Source organism: Cohnella laeviribosi DSM 21336, assembly GCF_000378425.1.
Classification (GTDB): Bacteria; Bacillota; Bacilli; order Paenibacillales; family Paenibacillaceae; genus Cohnella; species Cohnella laeviribosi.
Genome location: NZ_KB899812.1, coordinates 23,136 through 37,961 on the forward strand (window position 1 = coordinate 23,136; position 14,826 = coordinate 37,961).

14 protein-coding genes are annotated in these 14,826 nt (G+C 58.0%); 4 read left to right on the forward strand and 10 right to left on the reverse strand.

The genetic code is table 11. The features are described 5' to 3' along the window. Window positions 1-28: 28 nt before the first annotated feature. Window positions 29-607 (reverse strand): zinc ribbon domain-containing protein, encoded by a 579-nt coding sequence (locus F560_RS24495; protein ID WP_019004555.1) that lies wholly within the window; start codon window positions 605-607, stop codon window positions 29-31. A 49-nt stretch (window positions 608-656) separates the two neighbouring features. Beyond that, window positions 657-1,526 carry an AraC family transcriptional regulator gene (locus F560_RS0104675; RefSeq protein ID WP_019004556.1) on the reverse strand — a complete coding sequence of 290 codons (870 nt, stop codon included), beginning with the start codon at window positions 1,524-1,526 and terminating at the stop codon, window positions 657-659. A 138-nt stretch (window positions 1,527-1,664) separates the two neighbouring features. Here F560_RS0104675 and melA point away from each other — a divergent pair, with 138 nt between their 5' ends. Continuing rightward, window positions 1,665-2,963, forward strand: a complete 1,299-nt coding sequence (gene melA / locus F560_RS0104680) for an alpha-glucosidase/alpha-galactosidase (protein WP_019004557.1) — start codon at window positions 1,665-1,667, stop codon at window positions 2,961-2,963. Window positions 2,964-3,093: 130 nt separating this feature from the next. Here melA and F560_RS22505 read toward each other — a convergent pair whose 3' ends face one another. After that, complete coding sequence (locus F560_RS22505; protein WP_245554810.1) at window positions 3,094-3,831, reverse strand: DUF1361 domain-containing protein; 738 nt, start codon at window positions 3,829-3,831, stop codon at window positions 3,094-3,096. A gap of 251 nt (window positions 3,832-4,082) precedes the next feature. Between F560_RS22505 and F560_RS0104690 the strand changes: the two genes are divergently transcribed. Further along, window positions 4,083-5,009: a sugar phosphate isomerase/epimerase family protein gene (locus F560_RS0104690; RefSeq protein ID WP_019004559.1), complete on the forward strand. Its 927-nt coding sequence runs from the start codon at window positions 4,083-4,085 to the stop codon at window positions 5,007-5,009. Then, complete coding sequence (locus F560_RS0104695; RefSeq protein ID WP_019004560.1) at window positions 5,006-6,136, forward strand: Gfo/Idh/MocA family protein; 1,131 nt, start codon at window positions 5,006-5,008, stop codon at window positions 6,134-6,136. The genes F560_RS0104690 and F560_RS0104695 overlap by 4 nt, the downstream gene beginning before the upstream one ends. Window positions 6,137-6,284: 148 nt before the next feature. On the opposite strand, the gene F560_RS25895 is transcribed toward F560_RS0104695, so the two are convergent. The 3 genes from F560_RS25895 to F560_RS0104710 all read right to left on the reverse strand — a co-directional run bounded on the left by F560_RS25895 (window position 6,285) and on the right by F560_RS0104710 (window position 8,385). Next, a complete protein-coding gene (locus tag F560_RS25895; protein WP_019004561.1) occupies window positions 6,285-6,458 on the reverse strand; it encodes a hypothetical protein in 174 nt (57 codons plus the stop codon). A 168-nt stretch (window positions 6,459-6,626) separates the two neighbouring features. Continuing rightward, entirely contained in the window at window positions 6,627-6,983 is a 357-nt protein-coding gene (locus tag F560_RS0104705) for a hypothetical protein (RefSeq protein WP_019004562.1), read from the reverse strand. 484 nt (window positions 6,984-7,467) lie between these two features. Beyond that, on the reverse strand, window positions 7,468-8,385 hold the full coding sequence (locus F560_RS0104710; RefSeq protein ID WP_245554811.1) for a VanW family protein: 918 nt from the start codon (window positions 8,383-8,385) through the stop codon (window positions 7,468-7,470). Window positions 8,386-8,583: 198 nt separating this feature from the next. Here F560_RS0104710 and F560_RS0104715 point away from each other — a divergent pair, with 198 nt between their 5' ends. Beyond that, a complete protein-coding gene (locus F560_RS0104715; protein ID WP_019004564.1) occupies window positions 8,584-9,573 on the forward strand; it encodes an NADPH:quinone oxidoreductase family protein in 990 nt (329 codons plus the stop codon). 684 nt (window positions 9,574-10,257) lie between these two features. Here the strand turns inward: F560_RS0104715 and F560_RS0104725 are convergent. The 4 genes from F560_RS0104725 to F560_RS0104740 form a co-directional block, all read right to left on the reverse strand. Then, window positions 10,258-11,109, reverse strand: coding sequence for a sugar phosphate isomerase/epimerase family protein (locus F560_RS0104725; protein ID WP_019004566.1), 852 nt, complete (start codon window positions 11,107-11,109; stop codon window positions 10,258-10,260). A 55-nt stretch (window positions 11,110-11,164) separates the two neighbouring features. Then, window positions 11,165-12,199: a zinc-dependent alcohol dehydrogenase family protein gene (locus F560_RS0104730; protein WP_019004567.1), complete on the reverse strand. Its 1,035-nt coding sequence runs from the start codon at window positions 12,197-12,199 to the stop codon at window positions 11,165-11,167. 119 nt (window positions 12,200-12,318) lie between these two features. Beyond that, window positions 12,319-13,302, reverse strand: coding sequence for an ABC transporter permease (locus F560_RS0104735; protein WP_019004568.1), 984 nt, complete (start codon window positions 13,300-13,302; stop codon window positions 12,319-12,321). After that, window positions 13,283-14,782 carry a sugar ABC transporter ATP-binding protein gene (locus F560_RS0104740; protein ID WP_019004569.1) on the reverse strand — a complete coding sequence of 500 codons (1,500 nt, stop codon included), beginning with the start codon at window positions 14,780-14,782 and terminating at the stop codon, window positions 13,283-13,285. The genes F560_RS0104735 and F560_RS0104740 overlap by 20 nt, the downstream gene beginning before the upstream one ends. Window positions 14,783-14,826 lie beyond the last annotated feature (44 nt).

Sequence of the window (14,826 nt, forward strand, 5' to 3'; positions counted from 1 at the left end):
TGACCGGGAAAACGCAATCGCGGCATATTCAGTTCGGGAATTGGACGGGATGGCCGCAGCCGGGGCAGAACCGGGCGTCCGCAAGCAGATCGGCGCCGCAATTGCCGCAACGCGGCAGTACCTGCGGCTCGGCGGCTTCCGCATGCCCGGCCGGCGATTCCGCGGCCTGCTCCTCTTCGGGCAGCTCCGCAGCCTGCGCCCGCTCGGGGACCGTCTCCACCACCTCGACGGCCGCATGAACCGGCTCTTCGAACTTGCGCCCGCAATTCGGACAAAAACGCGTGTCGAACGGAACCTTGGTCCCGCAGACGCATTCCTTCTCGTTGCGCAGTTCGCGAATCCGATCCTCCATCCCGGCGATTTCCTTGCGCAGGCCGACGATCGTTTCGCAGATCGGGATGATCGTCTGCTCCGCCTTGGACAAATCCTTCTCCAGATAAGCGTCGAACACGGCCTCGCCAATGGCCGCAAGCTTCTTTTCGATCTCTTTCTTCCTCGCGGATATTTGCGCGTTCAGCCGGGTGATTTCGACCGTTTGCTGCGCTTTCTCAGTCGCCGTCGAAACGCCTTTGCTGACGGTTTCGGTAATTTTTTTCAAAAAACTCATCGTGACCGCCTCCCAGTACTTCTTATTATCTCATACGAATGCCGCCCCGTCATCGTCCCGCAAGTCGCGTTTTCGCTTGCTCCTGCCGTCTGAATTCGGTGGGCGTAACCCCGAACATCCGCTTGAACGACTTGGAAAAATAGAGCGAATCGGCATAGCCCACAGCGGCAGCCACTTCTTCCACCGTGAGCGGCTCGGCTAGAAGCGCCCGCGACCGCTCCAGCCGCAGCTTCTGCAAATACCGGACCGGCGGCATCCCGAACTGCTGTCGGAACAGCTTCGACAAATGCGTGCGGTGATACCCCAGTTCCTGCGCCATCCGTTCGATCGTGATCGGCGACGCCAATTGCGCCTGCAGCCAGCGCGCCGCCCGTTCGGCTTCCCGCGCCTTATGTCCCGACTTGCCGCCGCTGCCTGCGCCTTCGGCCGGCGAGCCGTTCGCCTCGATCCAGGAGGCGAAAGCAAGCCTAAGCCATCCCTCCGCCTCCATGTCGGCTGCGGCTCCGCCCCGCCGGAACGCCTGCTCCGCGCAGGCCAGCGGCTTAAGCGGCGCTTCGCTCTCCTGGCGGATGACCGGCCGCTCCGGCGTCACGCCGGCCCGGCGCACCCATCCGTCCGCGGCGGGCCCGCGAAACGCGATCCAGCGGTATTTCCACGGATCGTCGGCATCCGACCGGTAGGAATGGAGGATGCCCGGCAGAATGAAGAAGCTGTCGCCGGGCTTTAGCTCGTATTCGGTATCGCGGCAGCGGAAGTAGCCGGTCCCTTCTTCGACGACATGCACCAGCACGTAATCCAGCACCTGCGGTCCGACGCGGTGGTCCGGCTTCGTCTGCGAAACGCCGGAAAACAGCACCGTGATTTCCCCGTTCTCGCCGGAGTGCGGATTCACCGATATTTGCTCCGTAAACGGCTTCACAGGCAGGTCACCTCCGAGCATCCGACTACAAAATTCCATATTAAGCTTGCTTCCATCCATATTCCGAAGCATGCCCGCTCCACTATTCTAGAACGCAGAAGGCCTTCGAACAAGATAGATCACGAAAGGATGTCGGTCATGTCGAAAATTACGTTTCTGGGTGCGGGAAGCACCGTCTTCGCCAAAAATGTGCTGGGGGACTGCATGCTGACCCCGGCGCTTCAAGGATTCGAACTCGCCCTGTTCGATATCGACGCCGAGCGGCTCGCCGATTCCGCCAACATGCTGAACAACCTCAAGGCCTCGACCGGAAGCACCTGCACCGTCAAAGCCTACGCCGACCGGAGAGAGGCTTTGCGCGGCGCAAAATACGTCGTCAACGCCATTCAGGTCGGCGGATACGACCCATGCACGATCACCGACTTCGAAATTCCGAAAAAATACGGCCTGCGCCAGACGATCGCCGATACCGTCGGCATCGGCGGCATCTTCCGCAACCTGCGCACGATTCCGGTCATGCTGGACTTTGCCCGCGACATTCAGGACGTCTGCCCGGACGCCTGGTTCTTTAACTATACCAACCCGATGGCGGTGCTCACGAACGCGATGAACACGCTAGGCGGCGTCCGCACGGTCGGTCTGTGCCACAGCGTGCAGGTATGCGTTCCCCACCTGTTCGAAAGCCTCGGCATGGACCCGACGGGCGTTCAGGCGAAAATCGCCGGCATCAACCACATGGCCTGGCTGCTCGAAGTGAGCAAGGACGGCGTCGACCTGTATCCCGAAATCAAGCGCAGAGCGGCCGAGAAGCAGAAAGAAAAGCACCACGATATGGTCCGCTTCGAGCTGATGCTGCGTTTCGGCTACTACGTCACCGAGTCGTCCGAGCATAACGCCGAATATCATCCGTACTTTATCAAGCGCAGCTACCCGGAGCTGATCGAGCGCTTCAACATTCCGCTTGACGAGTATCCGCGGCGCTGCGTCGACCAGATCGCCCGGTGGAAGGAGATGCGGGAATCGCTTGTGAACAACCGCAACCTGACGCACGAGCGCTCGCATGAATACGCTTCCTATATTTTCGAAGCGATGGAAACGAACGTTCCGTTCAAAATCGGCGGCAACGTGATGAACACGGGGCTCATTCCGAATCTGCCGAAGGAGGCCTGCGTCGAAGTGCCGTGCCTGGTCGATGCCAGCGGCGTGACCCCGACGTACGTCGGCGATCTGCCGCCGCAGTGCGCCGCGCTTAACCGCACCAACATCAACACGCAGCTGCTCACGCTGGAGGCGGCCCGAACCGGCAAGAAGGAGCATATTTACCACGCGGCCATGCTGGACCCGCATACTTCCGCCGAACTGTCCATCGACGACATCGTGGCGCTTTGCGACGATCTGATCGAAGCGCACGGCGACTGGCTTCCGGCTTTTCGTTAAAGCTTGAACGCCCGCGGCCGTTCCGTAAGCGAGCCGGCGATAAACGAAAACCTCCCGGATTTCCGCTTGATCGGCGGAGATCGGGAGGTTCTTTCGTTTGTTCCTTGTCCGTAGCCGGCCCCGCTGCGGGTCAGGTTCCGGCGCTTCGTTCCCCGTCCGGTTCCGGGCGTTTTCGCGTATGCAGCGTGATCGATCCGAGGCTGTAAAGCGACAAATACACGATCAGGATCAGAAGCCCGAACAGAAGCGTAAAAATCGCGCCGCGATGGTCCAGACCGCCCAGAATGCCGTTAATCAGCCGAAACGGGCTGAACAGCACGTCCCAACTGTTGAGCCGGACGACGCGGCCCAAATAGACGCCGAAACCGGCCAAAAACGAGGTGCAGCCGACAAAAGCCCATCCCGCGACGGGACCGCCGTAGTGGCGGACAAGCATATGGAAGTGGCGCATGGACACATAACCGAGCAGAAGCCCGCACCAGGAGAAAATAAAAAACACGACCAGGTCGTACCAGACGATCAGCGATTCGTCGATTCGATGCCAGTTGTAAGACGGGTCGGCAATCAGATGAATGAAATCGGTCGTCAAATAAGGCGCGTTCGGGTAAAACAGCAGCCACGCGAAGACCAGGATCAAAAAGCCGAGCCCCGGCTTCGGGCTTCTTCGGCTGCGCTCCAGTCCGACCGCCGTCATCGAGACGAACAGGGGAATCCACGCCAAAAACAGATTCCAGAGCAAAAAGGCGTATTTGACGAATTCCACCTGATAGGCGCGAACCGTCAACAGCAGCACGCACAGCAGCGACGCGCCGCCCAGAATGGAAACGGCGGGCCCGCCCAGCGATCCCGCAATCGATGACGTTCTCATCCGGCTCACCGGCATGCACCTCCCCTTTCCGCATGATCCCTATCTTAACATACCGCTTTTCTCCGGAAAAAGTTGCGGCAACCCTTCTTCGATACGAATTGACCGGAAAAACGAAGTTTCCAGTGAAATTTGACTCTCGTTATGCCTTTGGATATCGCCGTCCGCCGATGCGCGGGCGTTGTGCTAGAATGTGAGCGTATACCGCTTATCGTCCTCTTGCGGACGGATGCCATGAGGAGAGTGCCATTCATATGTTTAAATTGTCCGTTTTTACGGTTGCCACCCCCGACTTGGAACCGGCGGAGCTGTGCGCCGCAGCGCGGGACGCCGGAATCCAGGGAGTTGAATGGAGATGCAAGGAAACGCCGGCCGAACTCCTGAGCGAACCGCCTTCGTTCTGGGGAAACAACCGCTGCACGATCGCGCCCGGCGCGTCGGACCGGGAAGCCGCGCTCATCCGCGATACCGCGGCATCTCACGGCCTTCAGAACATCGCCCTCGTTCCGTATTTGGCCTGCGGCGACATCGAAGGCACGGAAGCGCGGTTTCGCCTCGCCTCCTCGCTGGGAGCGACCATGGTGCGAATCGGAGTGCCCGGCTATCGCGCCGATTCCCGCTACAGCGAGCTGCTGGAATCGGCCTACGCCTACATGGACCAGGTGGACGAACTGGCCCGCGACTACGGCATCAAGGCGCTCGTCGAGACGCATCACGAAACCATCGCGGCCAGCGCTTCCGCCGCTTGGCGCCTCGTGTCCCGCTATTCGCCCGACCGGTTCGGCGTGCTGTACGATCCGGGCAATATGATTCACGAGGGAATGGAGCAATGGCGGCTCGGCATGGAAGTGCTGGGGCCGTATCTGGCTCACGTCCACGTCAAGAACGCGGCATGGTATCCGGTAGTTGACTTGGCCGACGGTCAGCCCCATCCCAATGCGGCGACCGCCTCCGGCGCAGGCGGCCCGGAACCCGATCCGCTGACGCCGGTGAACTGGAAATGCGTCTGGCGCCCGATCGCAAGCGGAACCGTCCCGTGGAAACGCGTGCTCGCCGCCTTGAAGTCGGTCGGCTACAACGGCTGGCTGGGCGTGGAGGACTTCAGTCTTGCCTACGGCTCCCAAGAAATGCTGGCGAACTTCGTCCGGCAAATCCGGGCCTGGGAGGAAGAGCTCGAATGAGCCGGCGGCTTCGCTTCGGCGTTATCGGCATCGGCAAAATGGGCGGCGAGCATGCGCTTAATTTGCTTCAGGGAGCCGTACAAGATGCGACGCTCGCCGCCGTTTGCGACGTGACCGGACGCCGGGAGGCCTGGGCGAAGGAATTTCTGCCCGGGATTCCGGTATTCCGAACCGTCCCCGAACTGCTCGATTCCGGTCTCGTAGACGCCGTCCTGACGGCGACTCCGCACTACCAGCACCCTGACGATGCCGAGGCCGCCCTGAAGCGCGGCCTGCACGTGCTGATCGAGAAGCCCGCCGGCGTATCGGTTCGCCGCGTGCGGCGATTAAACGAGACCGCCCGCGCCAGCGGAAACGTGTTCGGCATTATGTACAATCAGCGGATGAATCCGCTGTACCGGAAAATGCGCGATCTTGTCGTTTCGAGAGAATTGGGGGCCATCCGCCGCACCAACTGGATCGTCACCGACTGGTACCGTTCGCAGGCGTATTACGACACCGGCTCCTGGCGCGCAACCTGGGCGGGCGAAGGCGGCGGCGTGCTCATCAACCAATGTCCGCACCAGCTCGATCTGTGGCAATGGACGACCGGCATGATGCCCGTCCGCGTGCGGGCTTTCTGCCATTTCGGCAAGTACCGGAACATCGAGGTCGAAGACGAGGTTACCGCCTATGCCGAATACGCGAACGGCGCGACCGGCGTGTTCGTCACCACAACCGGAGAAGCGCCGGGAACGAACCGGTATGAAATCGTCGGCGACCGCGGCAAGCTCGTGGCGGAGAACGGCCGTTTGACTTTTTGGCGGCTGCGGGAGCCGGAGCCCGCGTTCAATGCCCGCAACAAGGAACCGTTTGCAAGTCCGGAGTGCTGGGAAATCCGTTTTCCCGACCTCGGACCGAGTCCCGAGCATGTCGGCATCCTGCAGAATTTCACCGATGCCGTCCTGCATGGCCGCGAGCTGATCGCGCCGGGAGAAGAAGGCATTCTGGGCCTGTCGTTGTCCAACGCGATGCACCTGTCCGGCTGGACGGACGACTGGGCGGAACTGCCGCTGGACGAAGACCTATTCGAAGCGGAGCTGGCCAAGCGAATCGCTTCGTCCGCGTTCAAAAGCGGACGCGGCTAAACAGGCAGACGCCTGTCCTCCGGGGCTTTGCGCCGGGCCTTCCCGTGTGCGCCCCTGCCGTTTCTTGCGGCCGAAACCGCCGCTTCCTCGCGGCCGTCTCGGCCGCGGTGCCCGCTCCCGCTCGGGAAGCGGCCCCGTTGGAGCAAACTCAGTCCGGGCGGTCCCGGTTTTTTTGAATATAAATGTCCAGCGCCGTGATGCCGCGGTGCGCAAGCTTGATCAATAAAACAATGCAATAAATGCCGACTCCAATCAGGACCAGATAAATCAGCAGGAAAAAGAACGAAAACGGCCAGAAGAAAACGCCTCCTTGTTCACCCATGTCAGCTCATCCTTTCAACCGGGGATCGGCCGCAAAGCCCGAAGCGCTCCGGCGTGTTTTTTCAAACGATCCCTGCTATGCTATTTTTTCAAGAAAAAAGCGATTATGCCCGCCACGATGCCTACCGAGATAAAACCGTGATGCCGCTTTCGATGGCAGCCGCTCGGCTTACGGGTTAAAGTCCCGAACCGTCTGAACGCATTTCCCGATCACCTGCTCGTCGCTGAGCGCCATCATCTCATCGCGCGGAATCGTGAATTCCTTGATCAGTTTTTCGGTATCGTTTTGGCCGATCAGCACTTTGGCGAGCTTCATGATCCATTTCCGTTTGGCATAGATGCGCAAAATCAGCATCCTCTGCTTTCCGTCCCATATGACGCGAACGAGATGCCCGGGCGCCTCGAATACGGCATAACGGGTGTCGAACAATTGCGGCTGATGGTGCTGTTTCGTCTTTTGAAATCCTTGCGGCGCAAGAGAGGTATCGATCTCCTTCAAAATTTGCTCGAATAGCTGCTCCGTCATGACTGCTTTTCACCTCTGTCGATTCCGTATGCATTTTTAGCTAGACTAACCTTTTCGGATTCCCGCTGTCTTTTCGCTGGCCGATCCTCTCCTCTTATACGTAATAGCAGTTCTTTCCGGCGCTGATTGAAAACCTGTATTGGTCTTCCTTTTCCAAATCTAGTCCGAATATGGAGAAGCCCTTCGTCTGATGATCCCAGTCCAACCCCTTGCCCGGCAGAGGATCGTAGGGGAGGAACAATGGAATGTTAAACGGATTTCACACAGTTCATCGGGACGGAAGGGATACCCCCCGCGCGGATACATAAAATAGGCTTCCTCCCGGTTTTGCGGAAAGGTTGCGATCCATTGAAAATCTTCCCGCACCGCATCCCTGAACTGAAACATCCTGTCACCACATTCGGAAAAAATATATTCCATAATTATACAATTATACATTCGATTTTCAAGGAACGAAAGACGCATTGTGAAGTATCCGGCCGGCCTAATCGGATTTCGGTTTTTGAGCGTGCGTTTCGATGGAAATTTCCTCGGGCAATCGCTTGGACATGCCGGGCACTTCCCGCGGTTTGTATTCGATCATGTCGGATGAGGAAATCGTGACAAATATCCGGCCTCCCCCCGCAAAGGTGCGGATCAAGACCGGCTGATTGTACTGGTTTTGAAAAACAAAGTCCGGTCCGCCCCAGCTTACCGTAGCATCCCGTCCGGGCGGCACATAGGGGACGTGCCGGCTGTGGGAGTAGCGCTTCACGATTTTCAGCCCTGCCCGGTCGATGGCGTTGAACAAGGTTGAAGACACTTGGCAAATTCCGCCTCCGACCCCTTCGGACAGTTCTCCCCTGACGATGACCGGCGCCGGCAAATACCCTTTTTTCAGGGTACGCATGCCTACCGTTTGATTAAACGAAAACGTCTCGCCCGGGAAAATAACGGTATTGTTGATGGCCTTGGCGGCCAGGGCGATATTGTGGGAACGGTTTTTGTTGCCGGCATTGAAATACGTGACGTAATGGCCGATCGGTTTGTCCCGGAGAGGGGCCAGCAGCTCGCTGTCGATTCTCGGGTAGATCGCCTTGCGCGGAACCTCGATCGCGGAAGGGCCGCTGCCGAAAAAGTACGCGTAAAATTCCTCTGTAAATCGACTTCGGTCCAGCTTGTAGCCGATCCGTTCCGGCACGATTTCCCCGCGATTGCCGATAACGGCATTTTGGGGCGGCTGATCAATTTGCCGCTCCAGACGGTCGAGCAGCTTCTCGAATTTGTCCATGTCAATTAGCGGCAAAGCGGGCACCTGAAAGTCGGCGCGGTTTACGCTTTCCACCACTTGTTCCTTATGCTTGATTGACAAACTGTCGGGAGCATCCGTTCGAAGCAGCATCAGCGCCGCAGCCATCGCCATCCAGTTCAATGTTGAGTGCACCTTTCATTAGAAAATCACATCGATACGTTTTCCCAAATGTATCCGAATTATGAACAGCTCTGGATTATAAAGCGCACCCGCCCATCTTCCTATTGCGAATTTAAACTAGCTGCTTTATCGTTAGAGGCATCCTAGGCGCTGTCCGTTGGTAAATCAAACCCATGGAGGGATTCCGGCATGCAAACCTTTCGAGCGCTTGTCGTCAATCGGGAAAAGGATAAGGTGGCCGCAAACATTCGCGAAATGACATTCGAAGAATTGCCGGAAGGCGAGGTGACGATCCGTGTAGCCTACTCTTGCGTGAATTACAAGGACGGACTGGCGGCGATTCCCGAAGGGCGGGTCGTGAAGACCTATCCCATCGTGCCGGGGATCGACCTGGCGGGAACGGTGGTCGCGTCGCGGGATCCGCGCTTTAAGGAAGGAGACGAGGTTCTTGCGACCGGCTATGAGCTCGGCGTTTCGCGCCACGGAGGATTCAGCCAATACGCGCGCGTTCCGGCCGACTGGGTCGTTCCGGTTCCCGAAGGTCTCACTTTAAAGGAAGCAATGGCTTACGGAACAGCGGGATTTACGGCAGCTCTGTCGATTCACCGATTGGAGGCCCACGGAGTCACGCCCGAGAAGGGCCCCGTCCTGGTGACAGGCGCAACGGGCGGAGTCGGAAGCTTAGCCGTCGCCATGCTCGCCAAAATCGGGTACGAGGTAACGGCAAGTACGGGCAAAGATTCGGAACATGCGTATTTGCAAAAGCTTGGAGCCGCAAACATCGTGAGCCGCTCGTCCCTATCGCCGGAGAAGATTCGTCCGTTGGACCGGCAGCTTTGGGCCGGGGCGATCGACCCGGTGGGAGGCAAATCGCTCGCCTATATTTTAAGCACAACGAAATACGGAGGTTCCGTCGCCGTCAGCGGATTGGCGGGCGGGGCCGAATTGCCGACGACCGTGCATCCGTTCATCCTGCGGGGCGTCAATCTGCTCGGGATCGATTCGGTGTACTGCCCGATGGATTTGCGCGTTCGGCTGTGGCAGCGAATGGCAAGCGATTGGAAACCGGATGGGCTGCTGGACGAAGTCATCAGCGAAGTCGGCCTGGACGAATTGCCGGGCGTTCTGACGAGCGTTTTGGAAGGCCGGCACCGCGGCCGAACCATCGTCCGTTTATAATCCGCCCCTCTGCCGCCAATCCGTTAAACCAACCTAGATATAGCAGTAACTCATGCCCCGCTTCGGGCGGCCGTTTGAGAAGACGGCCATTCCAATTGCTATAAAAGCAACTGCTCTCGCAAATCAACGGGAAATGTGCCATACAATTGCTGTTTGCGCAACTACAGCTCATTTTCGGGTGGCCGTTCGAGCGGACGGGCCTTCCAATTGCTATAAAAGCAACTGCTCTCGCGAAAAGCAGAAAAAGAGCCTTGCAATTGCTTTTTGCGCAACTTTTTTCGCGGCTCCGTGAAACGAATCCGGCGCGCCAAAGCGCAACAGTCAAATCCGGCATGCAAGCGAAACCGAACAAAACGGCTCGGGAGCGGAGCGAAAGAGGCCGTACCGGGACGGAAAGATAAAGGATGCGCAAATACGAACCTGAAGGGACGGGATACCGGGAAAAAGGCCGATGCGACACATGATGCGGGAGCGTTAAGGTCGGCGTCCCGGACGAAGGAACGGAGGCTGAAGTGTTCAAGCGGTCAAGGGGCTAAAGAGGTCCGGACGCGATCCGGCGATTATGATCCACTAGACCAAAAAACGAACCCCCAAATCCCGCTTTGCGGCGGGTTTGGAGGTTCGGTTGTTCTTCTATTGGGACTGGCTTCCGGGTGTTCCCCTTATGGCCGGCCCTGATGAGCATTATTCTTTTTTCCAGTCCAGCTCGGCCAGCTTGGATGTCAAGAAGGCGATGTTCTCCTTCGCGTACCAGTCCGGATCGGCCTGGCGCGTGTGGAAGCCGATTTCCGCGGTCAGGTAGCCTTGGTAGCCGACGTCCTTCAAGGCGCGGAGCACGCCGTCGAAGTCGCAGCGGCCGTGTCCCGGCGGAAGCCGGTCGTTGTCGGAGAGATGAATGTGATAGAGCTTATCGGCCATGCGGTACACGTAATCGCTTGCCACTTCGTTGCGGTACAAGGCGTGGAACGTGTCGAACATGACTTTTACGTTGTCCTGGCCGGACTCCTCGCTAAGCAGAAGCGCGTCGTCCGCGGATTCGACCAGGTTGCTGTCCGTAGGCGTCGGCTCGACGACCAGGGTAATGCCTAATTCTTTGGCGTAAGCGGCGACTTGCACGAGCGCATCCAGACTGTAGTTCCAAGCCTCCTTCTTCGAGAGGCCGAACACCGTCCAGCCGGCCAGGTAAATAACCGTCGGGCACTCCCATTCATGGGCAAGGCGGAGCACTTCCTTGTAATGATTGATCGTGTACGCCCTCTCCTCGGCGATCGGCGAGCTCGGATTGTGGCCGGGGCCGCCCCCCGGAGCCGGGAGCATGGACGAAACGCGAAGGTTCTCCTTCTTGAGCAGCTTCAAAATCTCTTTGCGCCGCTGCGGGGATACGTGGTCCGGCCATGCGTGCGGGCTCGCGCAGCCGATTTCGATACCGTCATACCCGAACGATGCCAGCCGGTGGATCACTTCTTCCAACGGATACGAAGGCACCCATACCGGAAAGCTGCTGTACACCCATGTGTTAAACGAAATTCCTTTCACCTTGAACACATCCTCTCTTTGTGATCCGTTCATTGCCCGCTTGCCGGACGACCGGTCAGTCCCACACGAAGACGGCTTTCTCCGTCAGCCTCTCATCGAACATCCGGAACGCGGTCGCCGCCTCTTCCAGCCGAAACGTATGCGACACGAGCTTCTCGACCGGAAGTTTTCTTTCGATAATAAAGCGGGCGATTTCGTCGTACTCGAAAATCGGAAAATACCACGAGCCCATGACCGTGATTTGCTTGCGGATCAGCTGGTTGCTTGGATTGATCGTCAATTCCCGGCCTTCGCCGATAAAGGCAGCGCGGCCGTGAGGGCGAAGGCTGTTCAGCGCCGTATTCTGCGCATGCGGGCTGCCGGAGCAATCGATCGCCGCATCGGCGCCGCGGCCGCCCGTAATCTCCATAATGCGTTCCAGCACGTTTTCTTTGCCGTTAATGACGTAATCCGCGCCCAGCTCTTTGGCGACTTCAAGGCGCTCATCCAGCATATCGACCGCAATGACCGTTGCGCCCAAGCCTTTGGCGACCATGACGCCCGCTCCGCCCATCGGTCCCATTCCGAAAATCACGAGCGTGTCCCTGCCGCTGATGTTCAATCGCTTCTGGGCATGGTACAACGTGCCGACCGCATCCGTGGAAACCGCCGCGACAAGAAAGCTCATCTCATCCGGAATCCGCATGCAGTTCTCTTCCGGAACGACGAGGTAATCCGCATCGCCGCCGTGGATATCGAATCCGACGCATTTCCACTCCTTGCAGAACATTCTGTACCCGCTCTTGCAATGCGAGCACTCGCCGCAGCCGACCGCCAGGTAGACGGCAACGCGGTCGCCGGGCTTAAAGCGCGTTACCCCTTCTCCCACTTGCGCAACTTCGCCGGCCGGCTCGTGGCCGGGATAAATGCTGCCCGACTTCGCCGCATCGCCGCCTACAACCGGATTGCCGTAATACAGGCTCATGTCGCTGCGGCAGATGGCCGATGCTTTCATTTTGATCAGCACTTCGCCGCTGCCCGGAACCGGGACCGGCACCTCCCGAATCTCTACCCGTTTGTCGCCTGGAAAAACGACCGCTTTCATCGTCATTGCTGTTCCCCTCCGTTAGGCTTGAACTTTCACCCATCGTTCTTCTTTGTGGCTTTGCAAATGGCTTCCATGATGTACATGGATCGATGCCCGTCTTCAAAGGCGGCAAAATCCGCTTGTCACTTTTTGATCGCCTTCTTGCCGAACATGACCGCCAGAATAATGATCAGGCCTTTGATCATCATTTGCTGGCTGACGTCCAGCCCCATAATGATCAATCCGTTGTTGATCGTGCCGATCATCAGCGCGCCGACGACGGTGCCGATAATCGTGCCCACTCCGCCGAACAAGCTGGTGCCGCCGAGAATGACGGCCGCGATGACGGACAATTCGTCCCCTTCGCCGAAAGAGAAGCGCCCCGCATTCATGCGCCCTGCATAGAGAAGCCCGGACAGTCCCGCCATCAAGCCGGTGCCCAGAAAGACAAGTAGCTTGATGCGCGCGGTATTGACGCCGGAGAACTTCGCGGCGTTCTCGTTGCCGCCGGTCGCAAGCGTCTGCCGGCCGAACGAAGTTTTGCGCAGCAGTACATGCGCGATCACGGTGAATACGAGAACCCACAGCAGCAGAACCGGAATCGGGCCGATATCGCCGGCGCCGAAGATGAAATTAAAGCGGTCGTTGATGATCGGAACCGGCGCCGTATCGGTGATCCACATGGCCATCCCTTTGACGGCTCCCATCGAACCGAGCGTCACGAGGAAGGACGGAATGGCCGCCTTCGTTACAAGCAGGCCGTTGATGAGGCCGATCGCAAGACCCGTACCTACGCCGGCGGCAAGCCCGCCGAGAATTCCGAATCCGGATTGAAGGGCAAGCGCGCCCGTCAGCGAGGATAATGCCGCGATGGAGCCTACCGACAGATCGATTTCGCCTGTGCTGATGACAAACGTCATGGCCAGACCCATCAAGGAGATGGTGGCGGTCTGCCGCACGATGTTGAGCAGGTTGCCCGTCGTCAGGAAGCCTTCGTCATACAAGGCAATCGAGAAATAGATGAGCACGCCGACAAACGCCAAATAGACGATATAGTCCCGCCATTGAAAGCTTTTTATGGAATGGAGCAGGGACGGACCGGTCACCCTAATATCCCTGGATTGCATATTGCAGTTCCTCCTCTGATTGAATCTCCTTGCGCTTGATCTCCCGTTTGATTCTACCTTCGTGCATGATCAGCAGGCGGTCGCTGAGGGCAAGAAGCTCCGGAAGCTCCGAAGAAACCACGAGTATGGCTTTGCCGCTTGCCGCCAGTTCGCGGACGATGTCGATAATTTCGGTTTTGGCGCCGATGTCCACGCCGATCGTCGGTTCGTCCAACAAGAGAACGTCCGGGTCGTTCGCGAGCCATTTGGCCAGCACGATCTTCTGCTGATTGCCGCCGGACAGCAGCCCGCTTTGCTTGGCAATGCTCTCCGTCTTGATGTTCAACCGTTCGACGAGACGCTTGCTGATTTCGGTCGCTTTCTTGTTGTCGAGCAGCATCCCTTTCTTCAGCTTGGAGAGAATCGGGAGAATGATATTGTCTTTGACGCTGTGCTGCAACACGAGCCCCTGAAGCCTCCGGTCTTCCGGGATCAAGGCAATGCCCGCGTCGATCGCATGCCGTGCGCTGCGGATATTCCGCTTCTTCCCGTTCACATAGATCTCGCCGCTGTCCATCGGATCGATGCCGAAGATGGTCCTAAGCAGCTCCGTCCGTCCGCTGCCCATAAGGCCGGCAATACCGACGATTTCGCCAGGCTGGATTTTCAGGCTGACATCGTCCACCTTCGTTCCCGCTTTGACGTTCCGAATCTCGAACGCAGGCGGCACATCCGTCGGAACATCGCGTTCGACCCATTCGAACAGCTTGTCGAATTCCGCCCCGACAATATGCTGAATGACCGTATCGAGCGTCGTTTCCTTAATGACCTCGGTCGTAATTTTGCGGCCGTCCCGCAAAATCGTGATCCGGTCGCAGATTCGGAAAATTTCATCCATCCGGTGGGAAATATAGATGATCGCATAGCCTTTTTCCTTCAACTGGTTGATAAACGAAAACAGCACTTCCGTTTCCCGTTTGGTCAGCGAAGAGGTCGGCTCGTCCATGATGAGAACCTTCGCTTCCTGCGACAAGGCCTTTGCGATTTCGGTCATTTGCCAATACCCGACCCCGAGATCCTGCACAATATCGGACGGTTTGATGTCAACCCCCAATTCTTTGAGCAGCTTTTCGGTTTTGCGCGCGTTCTCCTTGTCGTCGAGCAGCCCCAACGGGGTTTTGGATTCGCGGGTCAGATAGATGTTCTGGGCGACGGTCAGCGTGGGAATCAGGCTGAATTCCTGAAAAATCATCGATATTTTGTTGGCCTTCGCATCCTCGTAGCTCTTGATGCTGACCGGCTTGCCTTCGATCAGAATCTCGCCTTTGTCGGCCGTGTAGACGCCGGTGAGGATTTTCATGAGCGTCGATTTGCCGGCCCCGTTCCCGCCCATCAGCGCGTGAACCTCGCCTTTATTCACCGAGAAGTTGACATCATGAAGAACCTTCACGCCGTTAAACGATTTGGAGATGTTCCTCATTTCGAGGATCGGTCGATCCACTTGCACTCACCTTCTTTGGAAGAAGGCTGCCGGACGGCAGCCTC